At 33.8% G+C, this 18,114-nt stretch carries 18 protein-coding genes; 8 read left to right on the top strand and 10 right to left on the bottom strand.

Going from position 1 to position 18,114, the window contains the following annotated elements:
* Positions 1-71: 71 nt before the first annotated feature.
* The 8 genes from H2650_RS07020 to H2650_RS06985 all read right to left on the bottom strand — a co-directional run bounded on the left by H2650_RS07020 (position 72) and on the right by H2650_RS06985 (position 7,019).
* On the bottom strand, positions 72-2,039 hold the full coding sequence (locus tag H2650_RS07020; protein ID WP_188050041.1) for a nucleoside-diphosphate sugar epimerase/dehydratase: 1,968 nt from the start codon (positions 2,037-2,039) through the stop codon (positions 72-74).
* A 176-nt stretch (positions 2,040-2,215) separates the two neighbouring features.
* On the bottom strand, positions 2,216-2,434 hold the full coding sequence (locus tag H2650_RS07015; protein ID WP_188050039.1) for a DegT/DnrJ/EryC1/StrS family aminotransferase: 219 nt from the start codon (positions 2,432-2,434) through the stop codon (positions 2,216-2,218).
* Between the two features lie 8 nt (positions 2,435-2,442).
* The gene (gene rfbA / locus H2650_RS07010) at positions 2,443-3,312 is read right to left on the bottom strand and encodes a glucose-1-phosphate thymidylyltransferase RfbA (RefSeq protein ID WP_188050037.1); all 870 of its coding nucleotides are present in this window, start codon (positions 3,310-3,312) and stop codon (positions 2,443-2,445) included.
* Between the two features lie 29 nt (positions 3,313-3,341).
* Positions 3,342-3,731 carry a GxxExxY protein gene (locus H2650_RS07005; protein WP_188050035.1) on the bottom strand — a complete coding sequence of 130 codons (390 nt, stop codon included), beginning with the start codon at positions 3,729-3,731 and terminating at the stop codon, positions 3,342-3,344.
* Between the two features lie 26 nt (positions 3,732-3,757).
* A complete protein-coding gene (gene rfbB, locus H2650_RS07000) occupies positions 3,758-4,807 on the bottom strand; it encodes a dTDP-glucose 4,6-dehydratase (protein ID WP_188050034.1) in 1,050 nt (349 codons plus the stop codon).
* A 65-nt stretch (positions 4,808-4,872) separates the two neighbouring features.
* The gene (gene rfbD / locus H2650_RS06995) at positions 4,873-5,751 is read right to left on the bottom strand and encodes a dTDP-4-dehydrorhamnose reductase (protein ID WP_255462818.1); all 879 of its coding nucleotides are present in this window, start codon (positions 5,749-5,751) and stop codon (positions 4,873-4,875) included.
* Between the two features lie 444 nt (positions 5,752-6,195).
* Positions 6,196-6,399 (bottom strand): hypothetical protein, encoded by a 204-nt coding sequence (locus tag H2650_RS06990; RefSeq protein ID WP_188050031.1) that lies wholly within the window; start codon positions 6,397-6,399, stop codon positions 6,196-6,198.
* A 386-nt stretch (positions 6,400-6,785) separates the two neighbouring features.
* Complete coding sequence (locus H2650_RS06985; RefSeq protein WP_188050029.1) at positions 6,786-7,019, bottom strand: hypothetical protein; 234 nt, start codon at positions 7,017-7,019, stop codon at positions 6,786-6,788.
* 1,924 nt (positions 7,020-8,943) lie between these two features.
* On the opposite strand from H2650_RS06985, the gene H2650_RS06980 reads away from it, so the two are divergent.
* From H2650_RS06980 to H2650_RS06965, 4 genes are all read left to right on the top strand, one after another.
* Positions 8,944-9,699 (top strand): hypothetical protein, encoded by a 756-nt coding sequence (locus H2650_RS06980; protein WP_188050027.1) that lies wholly within the window; start codon positions 8,944-8,946, stop codon positions 9,697-9,699.
* A gap of 71 nt (positions 9,700-9,770) precedes the next feature.
* A complete protein-coding gene (locus H2650_RS06975) occupies positions 9,771-10,115 on the top strand; it encodes a DUF5675 family protein (RefSeq protein ID WP_370566819.1) in 345 nt (114 codons plus the stop codon).
* A 12-nt stretch (positions 10,116-10,127) separates the two neighbouring features.
* Complete coding sequence (locus tag H2650_RS06970) at positions 10,128-10,352, top strand: hypothetical protein (RefSeq protein ID WP_188050023.1); 225 nt, start codon at positions 10,128-10,130, stop codon at positions 10,350-10,352.
* A complete protein-coding gene (locus tag H2650_RS06965; protein ID WP_188050022.1) occupies positions 10,342-10,515 on the top strand; it encodes a hypothetical protein in 174 nt (57 codons plus the stop codon). The genes H2650_RS06970 and H2650_RS06965 overlap by 11 nt, the downstream gene beginning before the upstream one ends.
* 886 nt (positions 10,516-11,401) lie before the next feature.
* On the opposite strand, the gene H2650_RS15780 is transcribed toward H2650_RS06965, so the two are convergent.
* Both H2650_RS15780 and H2650_RS06955 read right to left on the bottom strand, forming a co-directional pair.
* Positions 11,402-11,713 (bottom strand): hypothetical protein, encoded by a 312-nt coding sequence (locus tag H2650_RS15780; RefSeq protein ID WP_223151079.1) that lies wholly within the window; start codon positions 11,711-11,713, stop codon positions 11,402-11,404.
* Positions 11,714-12,122: 409 nt separating this feature from the next.
* Positions 12,123-14,555 (bottom strand): aminotransferase class I/II-fold pyridoxal phosphate-dependent enzyme, encoded by a 2,433-nt coding sequence (locus H2650_RS06955; protein WP_188050018.1) that lies wholly within the window; start codon positions 14,553-14,555, stop codon positions 12,123-12,125.
* A gap of 210 nt (positions 14,556-14,765) precedes the next feature.
* Between H2650_RS06955 and H2650_RS06950 the strand changes: the two genes are divergently transcribed.
* The 4 genes from H2650_RS06950 to H2650_RS06935 all read left to right on the top strand — a co-directional run bounded on the left by H2650_RS06950 (position 14,766) and on the right by H2650_RS06935 (position 18,094).
* Entirely contained in the window at positions 14,766-15,143 is a 378-nt protein-coding gene (locus H2650_RS06950; protein ID WP_188050017.1) for a hypothetical protein, read from the top strand.
* A gap of 37 nt (positions 15,144-15,180) precedes the next feature.
* Entirely contained in the window at positions 15,181-16,092 is a 912-nt protein-coding gene (locus H2650_RS06945) for a helix-turn-helix domain-containing protein (protein WP_188050015.1), read from the top strand.
* A gap of 151 nt (positions 16,093-16,243) precedes the next feature.
* Positions 16,244-17,809, top strand: coding sequence for a MauE/DoxX family redox-associated membrane protein (locus tag H2650_RS06940; RefSeq protein ID WP_223151078.1), 1,566 nt, complete (start codon positions 16,244-16,246; stop codon positions 17,807-17,809).
* Positions 17,810-17,833: 24 nt separating this feature from the next.
* Positions 17,834-18,094, top strand: coding sequence for a DUF6520 family protein (locus H2650_RS06935; RefSeq protein WP_188050014.1), 261 nt, complete (start codon positions 17,834-17,836; stop codon positions 18,092-18,094).
* Positions 18,095-18,114 lie beyond the last annotated feature (20 nt).

The following is an 18,114-nucleotide window of genomic DNA, read 5'->3' as shown; positions in this document are numbered from 1 at the left end:
TTCAAAAATAAAAAAAGTTCACAAAGAAAAAACTCTGTGAACTTCACTATGTAACAATTTATATTTTTCTCTTATTTATCCAACAATTGAAATGTAGAATTCATACTTTTAAATTCGGGAACAATTTTTTTCATCTGCATGACAACATCTTCTTTCCCTAAGAAATTGGCTTTATGAATCAAATCGTCGATATCCTTTTTTAACGTTTCAAAATCATCTTGAATATCTTCTGCAATCATAATTTTTTCATGATAAGTAGGCAATGTTTTTGAAGTATCATTTAGTAATTCTTCATATAATTTCTCACCAGGTCTTAAACCAACTATTTTAATTTCAATGTCTTTCTCTGGAATAAAACCAGCTAGTTTAATCATCTTTCTCGCTAAATCTATAATTTTAACTGGTTTTCCCATATCAAAAATGTAAATCTCGCCTCCGTTCCCCATTGCGCCTGCCTCTAAAACTAATTGACAAGCCTCAGGAATAGTCATAAAATATCTAATTATGTCTGCATGTGTGATGGTAACAGGGCCACCTGCTGCAATTTGTTTAGTAAATAAAGGCACTACAGATCCATTAGATCCTAATACATTACCAAAACGAGTTGTGATAAATTTGGTGCATTTCTCTCCTTCTAATTTTTGATTTGTTGCATGTAATGATTGTACGTATTTTTCAGCTATTCTCTTGCTAGCTCCCATCACATTACTTGGATTCACAGCCTTATCTGTAGAAACCATTACAAATTTATTGACTTTATACAAACAAGATAAGTCTGCTATATTTTTTGTCCCCTCAATATTTGTTAGAATAGCTTGCGAAGGATTTTGCTCCATCAAAGGCACATGTTTATATGCAGCTGCATGAAAAACAACTTGCGGGGTGTATTTTTTAAAAACAGAATTCATCGCCTCTTTATTTCTTATATCTGCCACTAAAGAAATAATTTTTGTAGTCGAGTTTAAAAGTTCTGTTTCTAATTGCAAATGATGCAAAGGAGTTTCTGCTTGATCTAAAAGAATAATTTTTTTAGGTTTAAAAAGCAAAACTTGTCTTGCGATTTCACTTCCTATCGAACCGGCAGCACCAGTAATTAAAATCGTTTTTTCTTTTAATTGTTTTGAAATTAGTTTGCTGTCAAGTACAATTGGTTTTCTGTCTAACAAATCCTCAATTTGTATGGTTTTTACTTTTTGAGAGATTTCTTTTTGGTTTTCCCAGTTGGTAATCAAAGGTACGATGTAGACTTTGTAATTGAATTCTAAACATTGATCAATGATAACCAATTGTTCCTCTTTTGTTAAACTTTTGTCTGCTATAATTACCGCTTCTGCACCTATAGAACGCATTAAAGTAGGTAGTTTTTTCTTTTGAACCAGTATAGGCAAATCTAACATCCTTTTAGAGGCGTTCTGATTGTTTTTATCTACAAAACCAACAATCTTAAATCGACTTGGCGTTTCAAATTTTAGTGCGTTGGCAACTGAAATAGCGTTGGCATCTGTACCATATATAATCGTACGTGATAATTTTTCTTTACCTATTTCTGAAAAATAAAGTTCAAAAGTTTGTTTTATTATTACTCTGTAAACAAAAAGCCCACAAAAAGATAGTACGACATTAATAAAGAAAGCAGTGTTTAAAAAAACCTTAGCTCCATACAAAAACTCATATAGAAAGTTTATAAAAAGGAATACGAGAAGGACTCCTATTTGAGAAAACAAAATCTTTACCGCATCAATATAGGACGAGTGCCTAATAATTCCTGAATATGTCCTGAACAACCAGAAAAAAAATATATTTACCGCAAAGAAAAGTGATGTAAAAATAAAAATATGAGTAGTAATAATATAGTTCAGTCCTGTTCCTCTAAAAATAAGAATTGTAAAAAAGAATGCTAACAAAAGCACGGATATATCGATTAGAATAATTACCCATCGTGGTAAATATCCTAAATTATGAATGTTAAACTTTAGATTTTCTCTAGAAAAGAACAGAGAAGTTAAGGCTTTTAAATCAAATTTTTTATTGGTACTCAAAGTATTCTTTTTTTTAAAATTAGTTCTTTTCAATACTTCAAAAATAACATTTAATGAAGTGAAAAAAAAATCTTATTTATTTAATTTGTAAGATTTAAATATTTCTGTCTGAAAACTAGCCGTATGCAATTAATTCTGGTACCGAAGCCTAAATACTATTTTTTTTTAACAACGTTTTATATACAATTAAACAATTCATTAACAACAAGTTGAATTCTTTCTTTTTCCTTTTCTGTAATAATGGGACCTGATGGAAGGCAAAGACCATTTTCAAAAATGGATTCCGCATTTTTCATCCCAAAATAGGTATATTTACTAAAAATAGGTTGCAAATGTAATGGTTTCCACAACGGTCGTGACTCTATATTTTCTTTAATAAATGCTAATCGCAGCATTTCTCTATTTATTCCTTTTGTTTAATCAGTCCCAAAAGATATTCTCCATAACCTGATTTAACCAATGGTTCTGCAAGATCCTTTAATTGTTTTTCATTTATAAAACCTTGTCTCCAAGCAATTTCTTCAATACAGCCTACTTTCAAGCCTTGACGTTCTTCTATTACCTGAACAAACTGCCCTGCTTGCATCAAGCTATTAAAAGTTCCGGTATCCAACCAAGCTGTTCCCCTGCTTAAAATACCTACCTTCAAAGCTCCTTTTTCTAAATACACTTTATTAACATCCGTGATTTCATATTCGCCACGAGCACTTGGTTTAATGTTTTTGGCAATTTCAACTACTGAATTATCATAAAAATACAAACCTGGTACTGCATAATTTGACTTAGGTTTCAATGGTTTTTCTTCAATAGACAGCGCGTTTAGCTCTTTATCAAATTCAACCACACCGTATCGCTCCGGATCTGAAACATGATATGCAAAAACCACTCCTCCATCCGGTTTCGTGTTCGATTTAAGCAATTGATCCATATTGGCACCAAAGAAAATATTATCGCCTAAAACTAAGGCTACACTATCCTTGCCTATAAATTCTTCTCCTATGACAAAAGCTTGTGCCAATCCATTAGGAATTGCTTGCTCTGCATAACTGAATTTGCATCCAATTGCACTTCCATCGCCTAACAATTTTTTGAAATTGGGCAAATCATGTGGCGTAGAAATAATTAATATTTCGTTTATTCCTGCCATCATCAAAGTGGATAACGGATAATAAATCATTGGCTTGTCGTAAACCGGCATCATTTGCTTGCTCATCGCTAATGTTAGTGGGTGTAAGCGTGTACCTGAACCTCCGGCTAATATAATTCCTTTCATTTTGTGCTAATTTTGCGAATTATTTCGAATTATTTCAAATTAATTATTCTCTTATAAGTTAAGGAAGGAGTGCCAAAATTGATCAACATTCCTAACTCGGTCTTTGTGCATTTTAAATAGTTTTGTAATTGTAAATAAAATGCAACAGGCATTTGTGACACTGCTTTTATTTCTACTATAATTTCATCATAGCAAATAAAATCAGCTCTATACTGTTTTTTTAACTTCTGATTGTCGTAATATAAATCCAATTTAACTTGTCTTTTAAAAGGAATTTTCAGATTTTGAAATTCTCTTTCCAATGCTTCTTCGTAAACTGCTTCCAAAAATCCTGCTCCCAATGTACGATGCACTTTCATACAAGCCCCAATAATAGCGAAGCTTTCTTCTTTATAAAGGATTTTATTGGCTACATCCATTCGTTACAATTCTCTTTAAATTCGTTTCAATTCGCGTATTGTTTTTTGTAATAAGTTGCGTATTCCCCAGAAGTAATGTTATTCAACCAGGTCTCGTTTTCCAGATACCAATTTACCGTTTTTTCTAATCCTTGTTCAAATGTAACAGAAGGTTTCCAACCCAATTCTTTATTTATTTTTGATGCATCAATGGCATAACGTAAATCATGTCCCGGACGATCTTTTACATAGGCAATCAATTGTTCTGAAGTTCCTACAGCTCTCCCTAACTTTTCATCCATTATTTTGCATAGTAATTTAACCAAATCAATGTTCTGCCATTCGTTGAAGCCCCCAATATTATAAGTATCATGGTTCACTCCTTCGTGAAAAACTAAATCGATCGCCACAGCATGATCTTCTACAAACAGCCAATCGCGGGTATATTTTCCGTCGCCATATACTGGCAAAGGCTTGTTTTGAATAATATTGTTAATGAATAACGGAATTAGTTTTTCAGGGAAATGAAAAGGACCGTAATTATTCGAGCAGTTTGTCAATACATACGGAAAATCATAGGTTTCGCCATAGGCTCTGACAAAATGGTCTGAACTTGCTTTTGAAGCAGAGTAAGGAGAGTTAGGATCATAGGCCGTAGTTTCTGTAAACAACCCTTCTGCACCTAAGCTACCATACACTTCATCGGTACTGATATGGTAAAAACGCTTGTCCTTGCTATTGTCCTTCCATATCATTTTGGCAGCGTTTAACAAATTTACGGTTCCAATCACATTTGTTTTCACAAAAGATAATGGATCAGTGATGGAACGATCCACATGAGACTCTGCAGCAAGATGTAACACCCCATCAAATTGATGTTCCCTAAAAAGGGCATCTATAAAAGTGGCATCTACAATATCCCCTTTTATAAAGGTGTAATTTGGAGCGTTTTCAATATCTGTGATGTTTTCTAAATTTCCCGCATAGGTTAAAGCATCCAAATTAAAGATCTTATATTCTGGATATTTATTTACAAAACGTCTTACAACATGCGAACCTATAAAGCCGGCACCACCGGTGATTAAAATCTTTTTCATTTAGTTACAAATTTTACGAATTATTGCTAATTAAACTGAATTGTTACGAATTGTTTCGTTAGAATTTATAATAATTCCATACATTTCCTTAAACTTTCTTTATACTCAGGTACAACGACGCCAAAAGTAGCTTTTATTTTACTTTTATCCAATAAAGAATAAGCTGGACGTTTTGCAGGTGTGGGATAATTAGAAGCGGAAATTCCGCCAAGTTCACAATTAAATCCACCTATTTCTTGAATCGCTACAGCAAATTCATACCAACTAATTTCACCTTGATTCGAAAAATTATAAATACCAGGTTGCCAATTTTTATGTTCGATGATAGTCATAATGGCTTGTGCTAAATCAGCTGCATAGGTAGGACTTCCTATTTGATCATTAACGACATTTAGACTGTCCCTTTCTTGCATTACTCGAGACATGGTTTTAACAAAATTATTTCCGAAGCTCGAATAAACCCATGAAGTACGTATAATTATTGCGTTTGGGTTTTGCTCCAAAACTGCTTTTTCACCTGCTAATTTAGTAACCCCATATACATTAATAGGATTCGTTTGTGCTGTTTCGGTCAGCGGCACGGCTGAGTTTCCGTCGAAAACATAATCTGTAGAAACGTGTATTAATTTACAATCATTCGCCTGACTCCATTTACCCAAAATCGCTACCGACTGATGATTCAATACATCCGAAAGTTCCACTTCCGTTTCTGCTTTATCAACAGCAGTATGTGCAGCGCAATTAATAATGATTTGCGGATTTATTTCCGTTAATTTAGACTCTAAACTATTTAAATCACACAGATCCAATTCTTGGTAATCCGTAAAAATCCATTCGTACTGGGTTTTACTTATCGCTATTTGTCTCAGTTCTGAACCCAATTGTCCATTCGCTCCTGTAACTAGTATTCTTTTTTTCATCTTCTTTTTTTCATTTTGCTCCAATAAACATTGGTAGTTACCACTTATTCCTTCCACTACATCAACGTTACAATGGTTTTATAAAGCTCTAAAAAGCACTTTTTACTTTAAGAACACTATGAATAACTATTTCATAGGATCGATAAAAGCTTTTTTTAGAATTATTCTTGTCTGATCCTACCTCTGCAAAAATAGTTAATAAATTAACTATTCCTCTAGACAAGCAAAAATTGTTTATTCATTTAAAAAAAACATAAATCCGTATTTACAAAAATAAAATTCTCAATTACTAATTAAAACCTTGCTGGTTCTACCTGATCCCCTAAGTGACTTATGAATTTTATTGTTTTGTAATATTAACATTCCTACACTGCCTATTTAATTGGAGAATCAATGATTGCTTGAACTGGTTTTTGAACTGGTTTATCTGTTGCAAATAAACTAATATGAGTTTTTTTTCTCAAAATTTTAACCCAATATTAGCGGTTGTACCAGTTCTAATTTTAAGCCTGTATACAAACAAAACTCTTCAATACTCACGAACTGATGATCTTGTTTGTCTAACTGCTTTTTAATAGTTATTAAAAGTAATCGAGCATATCGATAACTTTTGCCTGTGATCCGCTGAACGTCTTTTGGGTAAATACATACTCTTTTCAGTTCTGTTTTCATGCTTTATCTATGCTTTAACCATGCTTTTGCCTGCTAGTATCTCTACTTTGATTTGCAGCAGTAGTAGCATGTGCTTTTCAAAGTTATGGAATATTATTTAATAAGGAAATACTTATTTTGTATGTGGTATTACTATTGAATATTGTAATTTGTTTTGGATGATGAAGATTATGGGTTATCAGTTTTACGTTATGCGTAAGCAAGTTTTTGTTTAACCACTAAGGCACTAAGGTTTTTATTTTCGTTATACGGTATGGGTTATGATTAATAGGTTTTATGTTATGCGAAAGAAAGTTTGTGTTTAGCCACTAAGGCGCTAAGCCACTAAGGTTTTTTATTTTCGTTATACCGTATGGGTTATGCGAAAGAAAGTTGGTGTTTAGCCACTAAGGCGCTAAGCCACTAAGGTTTTTATTATCGCTTATACCGTATATGGGTTGTGGGTTATGAGTAATAGATTTTATGTTATCGTTATCAATAGTCAAGTTTGATAATGATAAAGTTTTCGGTTTTGCTATTTCTAGCGTGAGCACAGTGTAATTAAAAAATACTTTTAACGCTCCAAATTTGTCATTCTGACGAAGGAAGAATCTTTGTTTGTTGCTCTCGTTTGTTGTCATTGCTTTGCCTGTTCCGGTAACCCTTGAGTCCTCCTTTGTCGGAATTACAAAAAAACTTTTTTAACTATTATCCTTAACTTAATGACCTTGACAGTGAGAATCTTGCTCGTGCCCATAATTTTGGTTGTTAGCACGGAAAATATTATCGCCTATCGGATTTTTCATCATGCTTTTTCTTTTTTCCTTGATGAAAAAAGAAACAAAAAAATCACTGCCTGAAAATTCAAAACTTAAAAACTACCTCAAAACGCCGTTCCACGCCCCGAGCCGTTCGCCAAAAGGCTCAACTCGCGGAGCGCTGCCACTCTGTTTTTTCGTTGTTTTTTGACGTTTTTAATTTAAGGGCGGACTTACGATTGCTAATGAAAACTATTTTCGGTTATGAGTTATCTGTTTTCTGTTTTCTGTTTTCTGTTTTCTGTTTTCTGTTATGCGGTAGCAAGTTTGTGTTTAGCCACGAAGGCGCTAAGGCACGAAGGTTTTCGGTTATTAGTTATGAGTTATCTATTATCGGTTTTGCTATTTCTAGCGTGAGCACAATGTTATTAAAAAATACTTTTAACGCTCCAAATTTGTAATTCTGACGAAGGAAGAATCTTTGTTTGTTGCTCTCGTTTGTTGTCATTGCTTCGCCTGTTCCGGTAACCCTTGAGTCCTCCTTTGTCGGAATTACAAAAAAACTTTTTTAACTATTATCCTTAACTTAATGACCTTGACAGTGAGAATCTTGCTCGTGCCCATAATTTTGGTTGTTAGCACGGAAAATATTATCGCCTATCGGATTTTTCATCATGCTTTTTCTTTTTTCCTTGATGAAAAAAGAAACAAAAAAATCACTGCCTGAAAATTCAAAACTTAAAAACTACCTCAAAACGCCGTTCCACGCCCCGAGCCGTTCGCCAAAAGGCTCAACTCGCGGAGCGCTGCCACTCTGTTTTTTCGTTGTTTTTTGACGTTTTTAATTTAAGGGCGGACTTACGATTGCTAATGAAAACTATTTTCGGTTATGAGTTATCTGTTTTCTGTTTTCTGTTTTCTGTTTTCTGTTATGCGGTAGCAAGTTTGTGTTTAGCCACGAAGGCGCTAAGGCACGAAGATTTTCGGTTATTAGTTATGAGTTATCTATTATCGGTTTTGCTATTTCTAGCGTGAGCACAGTGTAATTAAAAAAATACTTTTAACGCTCCAAATTTGTCATTCTGACGAAGGAAGAATCTTTGTTTGCTGCTCTCGTTTGTTGCGTTTACTTCGCGTATTTGGGTAAACCCTCGAGTCCTTCTCTGGCGTAATTACAATAAAAACTTTTTTAACTATTATTCTTAACCTATTGAACTTGCTCGTGCACATCTTGGCTATTAGTTTTGGTTGTTGGCACTGCAGAAGATTACCCGATCTGGGTGTTGTTGTTACATCCAATTTTTACTTTTTTGCTTGATGAACCGTTTGGCTTCGCTCAGGGTTTGGGGTTTGGGGTTTGGGGTTTGGGGTTTGGGGTTTGGGGTTTGGGGTTTGGGGTTTGGGGTTCGATAGTTACCACCCCACCCGCCGCGGCGGGCACCCCTCCAAAGGAGGGGAATTAGATAACGGAATTAGATAGGGAAAATTCCCTTTTTTTTATGGATTAGGAATAAATAATCTAGCTGGTTTAAAGTAATAGACATTGTTAATTGGTATTAAAATGTGGCTTGATAAAAGTTATTGAACACTATTTCCCAATGAAATACAGAATTGTGTTGTGTCAAAATAGGCCGTTATGATCGTATTGGTCCTTTATGGTCTTTTTCGAACCCTACTGCTTTGATTTTTAATTAATTATAGAAATATTTGTACTTTAAATCCGCTTTTAGATGCATCGAAATTGGTTTTATCAGGTTTGAAAAAATGTACCTAACATTTTATACATCTACACTTAATATTAAAAATTATGGCCCAGCAAAAAGGTATAATTAAATTAAGAGGTACTATCGGGGATATTACTTTTTATAAAACTAAGGACGGTCATTTGGCCCGCGAAAAAGGGGGGCTTGATGCTAAAAGAATTGCAAACGACCCTGCTTTTCAACGTACACGAGAAAATGGATCTGAATTTGGCAGAGCTGGAAAGGCAGGCAAAACGTTACGATTGTCATTACGTACCTTGCTTTTGAACTCTTCTGACAGTAGAATGGTGAGCCGTTTGACTCAGTCTATGATTAAGGTTATTCAAGCCGACACTACCAGCATACGTGGTTTGCGAAATGTAATTGACGGCGAAGCGGAGTTACTCAACGGATTTGATTTCAACATTAACAGTACTTTAGGTTCCTGTCTCTTTGTACCGTATGTTAAAAACATTGATCGTGTTAGTGGTGAATTATCAATCACTATTGCTCCTTTTGTGCCTTCAACTATGATTTCTGCTCCTTCTGGAACGACTCATTTTAAAATAATTTCAGGAGGTAGTGAGGTTGATTTTGAGGCTGAAACGTTTGTTTCTGCTAGTAAGGAAACCGCTCCATTGCCTTGGAATATGACTCCGACAGTAGCTATTAATCACGTTAATACTGTTACAGCTAATAGCATTAAACCTCTTTTTCTTGCTTTAGGTATGGAGTTTTATCAGGAGGTTAATGGTCAAATGTATGCCTTAAAAAATGGTGCTTATAATCCTTTGGCTTTAGTTGCCGTAAGCGGACTTTAAAAATGGTTTTGGTTTTAACCCGAACCTATTTCCCCGAAGGCACTAACGGGAAACTTGTTTGTCAAGGTCGGTTGATCTGTTATACGATTGAATTGCCTTATAAAGATAATATACCTCAAGTTTCTTGTATTCCAGAGGGGGAATATTTTATAGTAAAACGCTACAGTAAGCGATTTGGTTGGCATTTTGAAATTTTACAAGTTCCTCAAAGAAGCTTGATATTATTTCATCCTGCGAACCATGCCTTATCGGAGCTTCGGGGGTGTATTGCTCCTGTGAGTCAACTTTCGGGTGCCGGTTCTGGAATCCAGTCTAAAAAAGCTTTCAACAAGCTTAAAACACTGGTTTATCCTGAACTAGAAACGAAAGAGAGTATTTTATTACTTGTTCAATCTTATTCCTCATCGGAATTATAAAAAAATAAAATTATGACTATTATAAAACGAGCTAAGGCTCCTACTCCGAAATTTTTTAAATTACTTCGTACTATTGGACTTGCTATGGCAGCTATTGGTAGCACTATTGTTGCTGCTCCTGTAGCCTTACCCTTTACGATTGTGACACTAGGCGGTTATTTGGCTGTTGCTGGTGGTGTCTTATCCGCAGTTAGTCAATTGACTAGTGAATCTAAACCCAATGCCAATGCAGAGTAGTAATAATTCCCTAGTAGGGACTGCCAGCGGTACTTTTTTAAGTGTACTTCCGAATTTAAATTCGGATGATTTCATCAGAACTATTTTACTAGCCATTATTGGTGCTGTTGTTAGTTATGGTATTTCTATATTGCTTAAAAGATTGTTTCGAAAGGAGAAGTAATTGAATTATTTCTCTTATGTGTGTTATTTTAAGAGTCCAGACTTTATGTTTGGACTCTTTTTTTTTTGGTTATGGGTTATGGGTTAACAAGTTTTTCATTGGCCACGAAGGCGCTAAGACACGAAGGTTTTTGCTTTCGGTTATGGGTTAGCAAATTTTTCATTGGCCACGAAGGCGCTAAGGCACAAAGGTTTTTGTTTTCGGTTATCGTTTATGGGTTATGGGTTAACAAATTTTTCATTGCCACGAAGGCGCTAAGACATGAAGGTTTTTTGCTTTCGGTTATGGGTTAGCAAATTTTTCATTGGCCAAGAAGTCGCTAAGGCACGAAGGTTTTTTTTTCGATTATTGATTATGAGTTATATTGGTAGGCATAGAAATAGTTTCCTAGTTATCTGGCTATAAAGTCATTGCAAGCAACGAGGCAATCTCATAACGAGAGTCATTATATTCGTTTTTGTCTGCTTGGTTTTTTAAAAATGAGTTTCTTTGAATTGTCTGCTTGGTTTTTTAAAAATGATTTTCTTTGAAATTAAGTTTTTACTTTTTTGTTTGAAGAACTTTTGGTCTCCACTTAGGGTGACATTAGCAAAAAAATACTCATGTGTTAGCACGTACTTTTCAAAATCGAGATTTTTATTTTTTTTATAGATGGGATTGTGATTGTAAATGGTAAGTAAATTCGTTTTGGCATTAGTAACTACCACCCCACCCGCCGCGGCGGGCACCCCTCCAATGGAGGGGAATAGCAAGAGAAATATAAAGGGAATTGAGGACTTTTAGGATCTAATTGAAATTAATTAAACTTTCTGTAGTCGCCCTAATTTTTAAAAGGGATATGTAAATCTTATGGCGATATACTATGAAACTATTTATAATTATGTATTTATTGCTCCATTATCTCTGCTTCTGAGAAGTTAAATAATAGTACTGAACTGCCTTTAAAAGGATTAAAAGTTGGTATGTATTTTATATAGCCTTTGTCGTTAAGTTCTCTCATGCACTTGTGATAGGTAGCTCTAGATCCAATTTTACTACTAAGCATCATTTCTTCTCGGGTTATGCTGATGGGATTTTGGAAGCAATTGATGTTCCAGTACTGAAATAAGCTGAAGTACAAACTGATGTGGGTGGGATGAATATTTTTATCTTCAATTAAGCGATCAAATAAGGTGGTCAGGTGTTTGTTTGGTTTCATTTTTTTTGATTTGGGTTACTTTTAAAATGATTATTTATTGGTAATTGTAAGTTAATTGTATTATGTCTTTCAGGTTCATTATACTGATTACAACATCACTATTATCTTTGGTTTGTTTACAAATCCTATGTGTTTGAGATGTGTCATTTGCAAAATCTTCTCTATAGTATTACTATTGTTATGCCAATTATGTTTTAAATTTACTGTTTTTTTTCATGTCAAATCGATATCTTAGTATGCGCTCATAAAAGGCTCTTAGTCGAGATTAGATATCACTTTTAGAAAGGGTTTCGACTGCGCTCAACCAGACAAAAAATCAATAGTCTTTTACAGTATATATAAAGATGAAGTGGTATTACTCCACATCTGATAGCTCAGCTACATTTATTATGATTCTATTGATTGAAAATTATCTTAAAGTTTCGTTTTGTAACATCCCCATCAATTCCATCGAAAAATTATATCTGGCCTGTATATAAGCAACTTTTGGAACTATGGTTGCACCCAATTTTCTTTTCTCAAAAGTTGCAGAAAAGCCAAAATCTACTTTTTTAAAGTTAAGTTCTCTGGCACGTTTAATTCCCTGATACAAAAGTTGTCTATAAATTTGAAATTCTCTAACATATTTATAATCCATTCCTATCAGAGAGGGAGAATAGGTATAATTACTATTTTTATAACAAAAGAGAATACCTAACAGCTGTTTCAGATGCTGTTTATTCTCTTTGCTTTTTAAATACAACATTATAAATTCCCAATTAGGATCTGCAACCATAGCTGTAAACAAGTGAGGAGGGTAAGTAAAAGTATTAAAGGCGAGGTTATTGTTTTTTACGTTTTTATAAAGCTCATAGCTCTTATCAATTTCTCTCCTAGTTAATTTTTTTTTAATAAGTATGTGAAAAATATTTTCAAAGGGAATAACCTCTTCAATAAAATGGCGTTTGGAACGAGCGGAAAGTGTATTAGCAAAGGCTTTTTGAGAGTCCCACTGTAGATTTTTAACAATACAAGAATCTGGCATATTTACTTTTACATAACCTTGATTATGGAATATACGATTTAATTGTTCGTCTTCTTCAAAATCTCTTAACACTAACATATCTGCATTTAGATGATTATAAAGTATTTCTAGTTGTTGCAGTAGCATTAAAATGGCTTCTTCTATTAAAGGATGTGCTTTATTAACATAGCAATGATTTCCTTCTGTAAATAAAGATCCCATTCCCAATACTTTAGAAGTTAAGTAAAAAGGTTTTTTTATTCTTTCCTCTTCTAAACGAATAGAAATTAATTCTGATGCCATCATATCGTCTTTCCATATGCCGTAAGTAAAAAAAGTTGCTATTATAGGAATTCCTGTTTTGTCTTTGATGATGTAGTAATGGAAGTCCCATTTGTTTTCGGGTTCATCAGAATGGGCAAAAGCAGTTTCTAAAAAGCGCATTCCTTCCCAATCAAATGTGCTTTGTTTTCCAAGTAACTTATTCCAAGTTGGTTTATGAATTTTTGTTATAGCTGTTTCATATTCCAGATGTAGAGAGGATATATTAACCGTTTTATCTGTAGTTATTTGGGTATCTTTCATTCCAAATGCATTTTGTATCTTAATCAGGCTATTGCCCGTTTCTTCAAGTACAATTGGTAAGTGCTTTACCAAAGCATCTACTAGTGCTTTTATTTCTTCTTTTTGATTGTGTCTTGAAAGAGTAATTCGAATCCCTGTGTTTAGAGCAGGAACTGCTGGATATATTGCTGGATTAACGAAGAATCCTTCCTGGAATAGGTTTTGTACTAATTTATAAGTTGATATTGGCATTGCTGTACCAAGAAAAAAAACTGGCGAGTCGTTTTGTACTATTATAGGCAAAGAAGTTTTGGAAAGTAATTCATTAAAATACGCTATTTTTTCTGCCAGTTCTGCTTGTAAAACATCAATTTCAGGAGAGAGGTGGATAGCTGCAGAGGCAATGGCAGCAGCTACAGAAGCCGGCTCCAATTGTGCGGAGAAGGTTAACGGACCACCAAAAACTTTTATTTTTTCGCGAAGCTTTGCATCTGGACAAATTAAAACGGCGCCACTAGCTCCAAAAGTTTTGCTTAAAGTACCCATAATCATCACATTTGCTGGAATATGTTTTAGCACGATTAACACGTATCCCGTACCGTTTTTGCCCTTCCAACTCATTCCGTGAACATCATCAAAATACAGATGCAATTGAGGATATTTTTTGCTTAATGTTATAAGTGCTAGAATAGGGGCGTAATCGCCAAACATGGAATATACACCGTCAGCCATATACCATATTTTTGTGCATTTTGAAGCTAATTGTTTGATTTTATGTTCTAACAAATCCATATTACTATGCTTGATCATTTCGACTGGAATTCCTCTTAACTTAAGTAATTGGCATGCACTTTGAACGCTCCAGTGGACCTGATGATCGAGAATGACTCCATCTTCGTCTCTAACGACTGTTGGTATTACGGACATATGTCCAAGAGTGCTATTTTTGGCTATAATAGTTGGAATACCATACATAACTTCCATTTTAGCTTCTAATTCTGCATATAGGGGATTGGATATATATGATTTGGACAATGGAAATTGAGTTCCAAATTTTTTTATAGCGTTAATAGCGGCTACTTTCAATCTGCTATCTTGTTCCAATCCAAGGTAGCCAGTAGTACCAAAATGGAACATTTTTTTTCCTTTTATGGTTATCGTTCTGCCGTTTAAATATTCATCTTCAGCATAAAGATGCATTACTCCTTCTTTTTTTGCTCCTGAAAAAACCTCATCGACTGAGTCAATAAAGTTGTTGTGTTTAATTTTAGCCATAGTATAAGGTTTTAATTATTTTGATAAAAGTGAGTATAAAAAATTAGATGTTTTAAATTTTTAATGCGAAAATCCCTATATGACAAGTAATACTCCCGAATTGACAATAACAATGCTTAATTGTCTGTTTTTTTACTAATTTCATACTATATATTGATTGATTATTGAAATTATTTCATTTATTTGTACTTTTTTACTTAATATTATAAAATGAAAACAGATATCTTTGAGAATGAATTTGCCCGTTTTTGGATTGATGGGAGTATTCTTTTTTTTATCTATAAAGATAATGTCAGCATTAATTTAGCTGCTGCAGAATGCATTGTAGCTAATAGGATTCAGTTTCAGAATAACATCGCTTATCCTGTTTTTTGTGATGCAAGAGGTATCGTATCTATGGACAAGCCAGCACGAGATTATTTAGCACAATCGGGGTCGTTTCTTACTTTAGCAGTTGGTTTACTGGTCAACGAACAAGTTTCTGTAATGGTAAGTTATTTTTATCTCAAAATTAATAAGCCCATTGTCCCTACCCGACTATTCACAGATCAATTGGCCGCGATAGTATTTGTTACCAATTATATTTAGTTGTAGTATAAACTCTTTATAAATGCTATAATATCCCATGGAAGATAAAATGAATCAAGAACGTATTGAGCCTATTCGCCACATGTTACTTGAAATGGCTGTAGGGAATTTTAGTTATCGTATCCAGCGGAGTAATGCCGATGATGAAGTGGAATCCTTAATATTGTTATTAAATATGGTAGCCGAAGAATTGAAATCCTCTTTTTCTCATCTAAGTTATGTAAATCCACACAACAGCTATAGTTCTTATGTACAGGCTAGCTTTGTTTTAGATTCCAATTGGATGGTAAATAAAATAAGTTGTGATGTGTCTCTTTTATTAGGTTATAGTCCCAAAACAATTTGTGGTGCTGCTTTTGAAATCATTTTATCTGAAGAATCCGCCATCTCTTGGAATAATATCAAAGGAAAATTGGCAAATAATAGTAGTTCTTCCGAAAACTTAGAGTTGGTTTTTGTAAGCCAAAACCAATTGCTAATACCTGCATTTTGTACTGTTTGCCGTTTTATGGATAGTACCAAAATATTAATTAGCTTAGTTACAACAGTAGTTAAGTCAACAATTATTGACGATGCTACTTTTGTTACCCCAGTAACAGCAAGAAAAGATTCTGCTTATCGTTTGTCCGATGTGCAATTAATTCAACAGGTTTACGATTATATTTTAATTCATATTGATAGTCCTTTACCAAATTTAAAAGCGCTATCTCATATTTTTGGTACAAATGAATATAAGTTAAAATATGGTTTCAAACATTTATTTAAAACCAGCATTTATCAATTCTATAATGCAGAACGTTTAAAAAAAGCACATTTGTTAATTGAGAATACTGGTATACCACTTAAAGAAATTGCTTCCATGAGTGGCTTTGTTAATTACCCCAATTTTTCAAAAGCATTTAGGAAATCGTATGGTTATGCACCTAACAAAATTGTAAGAAAGCAATAGCATAGCCTTTTTTTACGGCCTTAAAAATGATGCTGTTCTATACAGAATATATAAACAATACCTTTTTGACAAGTAAATACTACCGATTAGCAAAGTCTTAGTCTTTTATTTTTCGGAATTTTATATCGAATTAAAATTAAAGTTTATCGATATGAAACTATCTACCTCAACAAAAAGTATTATCCTTAACTGTATTAGCCTGCTTTATGTTGTATTGTTTGTTTACGCAGCAGTTAGTAAGCTACTTGATTTTGAGAATTTTCAAGTTCAGTTAGCACAATCTCCATTATTGAGTGCTTTTGCAGGTTGGATTTCTTTTATTGTACCAATTATAGAAATTGTAATCGCATTTTTCATATGCTTTGAAAGATCAAGGCTATATGCTTTGTATTGTGCTTTTAGTTTAATGGTTCTGTTCTCAGCTTATATCATAATTATAATTAACTTTAGTCCATTTGTTCCTTGTTCCTGCGGTGGTATTCTTGAAAAAATGACATGGAACCAGCATCTCGTTTTTAACCTCCTGTTTGTTTTATTAGGTTTTTGTGCCATATTGTTTCAACCTCATCAGGGTAATCAGCAAACCAATTTCAAAATCTCAGTTGCATTGATTATTTTAGGATGTAGTGTAGGAATTATGATTTTGCTTTTTCTTACCTCAGAAGATATGATCCACCATCGCAATAATTTTATACGGCGTTTCCCGCATCATCCGGCAAATCTTACTTCAGTTCTTGATTTGAAATTTAATTCCTTCTATATCGCTGGAGAAGGAAATGGAAAAATTTATCTTGGTAATAAAACCGCTCCTTTAACCGTTACGGTGGTTGACAGTTCTTTAAAATTCAGCAACAGATATGTTATTAAAATTATCTCCGAAAAATTAGAATACCATTCTTTGCGGTTAACTGTAAGACCTCCTTATTTTTATATTGCAGATGGTTCAATCCCAATAGTCTTTCGGGGATTAATACGAAATTGGGTGGCAGATGTCTGGACTGAAGGAGCAGCCTATTTTAATGCCTTTGAGCCGATTAATGCCAATAAAGCTGCATTCCGTGCCATAAGTAGTAATGAGCGGCAACATGTTTTAGGAATACTTACTGTGAACGATACCTCAACTGTTTTTTTAAAACCTTTACTTGACAAACAAATTGATGGGATTTTTGATACTGGGGGTACTTTAAATTATAATTTAAAACATCAAAAATTACTCTATACTTATACCTATAAAAATGAATATATTATCACTGACACCGGTTTAAAAACAAAAATTGTCAATCATACAATTGATACCATTTCTCATGTGCGAATTAAAGTAAATTACGTCCCCTCTATAAAAGGAACAAAACTTGCTTCTCCCGCTTGGATTGTCAATAATTTAGCACGTACTAACGGCGATTACCTATTTATTAATTCCGCGTTAATAGGCCGCTTTGAACCGGAAGATTTGTGGGATGAGGCCTCTATAATCGATGTTTACGATATCACCTCTAACACTTATTCATTTAGTTTTTATATTTATAATACCAAAGAATTTAAAATGTCTGATTTTATAATAACTAATGATAGAGGATACGCATTAGCTGGCCAATATTTAACTTCTTATAAACTCCGACACGATTTTTACAAAACAAAAAATAAAGCTGATGATTTCTCGGCTCGAAAAGCATACCGCGCAGTATCAGGAGAAGGTCGAAAACCTGTAATAGAGTAGATCAATAACTTTAATTTTATAATTATGAAAACGACAATTTTAAAAACAGTTTTTCCATTGTTTGCATTTGTTTTCGCTATTGCGGGGGCTTTCGCTTTTAAACCTGCACCCAATTTAGCTACTTCCAATTTTCTTGGAGCTAAAAAAATTGGACTGCATGAATGTCAAATTACCTCAGTTGACTGTACTGATGTCAACACAGGTGTGATTTGCAAAGACGGTACTGCAACACTTTACAAAATGATTAGTGGCACATCTTGCCCTAATCAATTGTGGAGACCTTAAATACCGCTGTAGTTATTTAA

The organism is Flavobacterium sp. GP15 (assembly GCF_014281985.1).
Lineage (GTDB): Bacteria > Bacteroidota > Bacteroidia > Flavobacteriales > Flavobacteriaceae > Flavobacterium > Flavobacterium pygoscelis.
Note: the sequence above shows the minus strand (reverse complement) of the source record. Positions and strands in the feature narration are given on the sequence as shown.